The 1,366-nt window shown below is 63.6% G+C and carries 1 pseudogene; it reads left to right on the forward strand.

The features are described 5' to 3' along the window. Positions 1-74 precede the first annotated feature (74 nt). Positions 75-1,168: pseudogene (locus tag I6F37_RS38280) on the forward strand (IS3 family transposase); the annotation flags it as partial. Between the last annotated feature and the right edge of the window lie 198 nt (positions 1,169-1,366).

The raw sequence follows: 1,366 nt of genomic DNA on the forward strand, positions 1-1,366 counted from the left end.
TGAAGTGGCCCCCGGATTTGGGACCGGAAGCCTAGTTGGAATGTAGCCGTTCCGTTTGGTAAACGGAGCGGACGATGACGAAGAAGACGAGACGGAAGATCGACGCGGCGCTGAAGGCGAAGATCGCTTTGGAGGCGCTGCGTGAACAGGTGAGCGTGGCCGATCTGGCGCAGCGCTACGAGGTGCATCCCAACCAGATTTATTCCTGGAAGAAGCAACTGCTGGATCAGGCGGCCAGAGCTTTTGATCCCGCTGGGGAGGCGGCGGACGTTGGTCGCGACCGTGAGATCGAGAAGCTGCATGCCAAGATCGGGCAGTTGGTCGTGGAGCGGGATTTTTTAGCGAAGAGGTCCGGAAGATGAGCGTCCCGGACCGCAGGGCGAAGCTCGACCGCGCGCATGGCGTGCTGTCGATCCGCCACCAGTGCCGGCTGCTCGGGCTGTCGCGCTCGGGCGTTTACCGAACGCCGCAGCCGGCCAATGACGACGATCTGACGCTGATGCGCCAGATCGACGAACTGTTCACCGCGCGGCCGTTTCTGGGCTCGCGGCGGATGGCGTGGCTGCTGAGCGAGGATGGCGTCCCGATCAACCGCAAGCGCGTGCAGCGGCTGATGCGCAAGATGGGGATCGAGGCACTGGGGCCGAAGCCGCGCACCAGCAAGCCTGCGCCGGGGCACCTGATCTATCCCTATCTGCTGCGCGGCATGACCATCGACCGGCCGAACCAGGTCTGGGCGACCGACATCACCTACATCCCGATCGGACGCGGCTTCCTCTATCTGGTGGCTGTGATCGATTGGGCGAGCCGGGCCGTGCTGAGCTGGCGCCTGTCCAATACGATGGACGTGTCGTTCTGCATCGACGCCCTGGAGGAGGCGCTGGCGCGGTTCGGCAAGCCGCAAATCTTCAACACCGATCAGGGCAGCCAGTTCACCAGCGCGGCCTTCACCGGCGTGCTGGAGGCCGCCGGCATTCGGATCTCGATGGACGGTCGCGGCCGCTGGATGGACAACGTGTTCATCGAACGGCTGTGGCGCAGCCTCAAGCACGAGGACGTCTATCTCAAATTCTATGCCGACGGCAAAGAGCTGCACGCGGGCCTCGCCGACTGGATCGCCTTTTATAACGAGGAGCGCCCGCACCAGGCACACGGCTATCGCACGCCGATGGCGGTCTGGCGCGCCGGCGCTACAGCAAAGGCTCTGGACATGGTGGACAACGCCGAAGAGGCGTTGCCCACATGCCCACAACCTCAACAACAGACGCAGACAGAGGCCCTCGCGGCCTCATATCAGAAAATCGGAGCGGCGAGAGTTCCAACTAAGAAGGCGGCGTCAGTGGTCCTGCTCCCGGGGTCCACTTCA

The sequence above is a fragment of the Bradyrhizobium sp. NBAIM08 genome, from assembly GCF_020193935.1.
Classification (GTDB): Bacteria; Pseudomonadota; Alphaproteobacteria; order Rhizobiales; family Xanthobacteraceae; genus Bradyrhizobium; species Bradyrhizobium yuanmingense.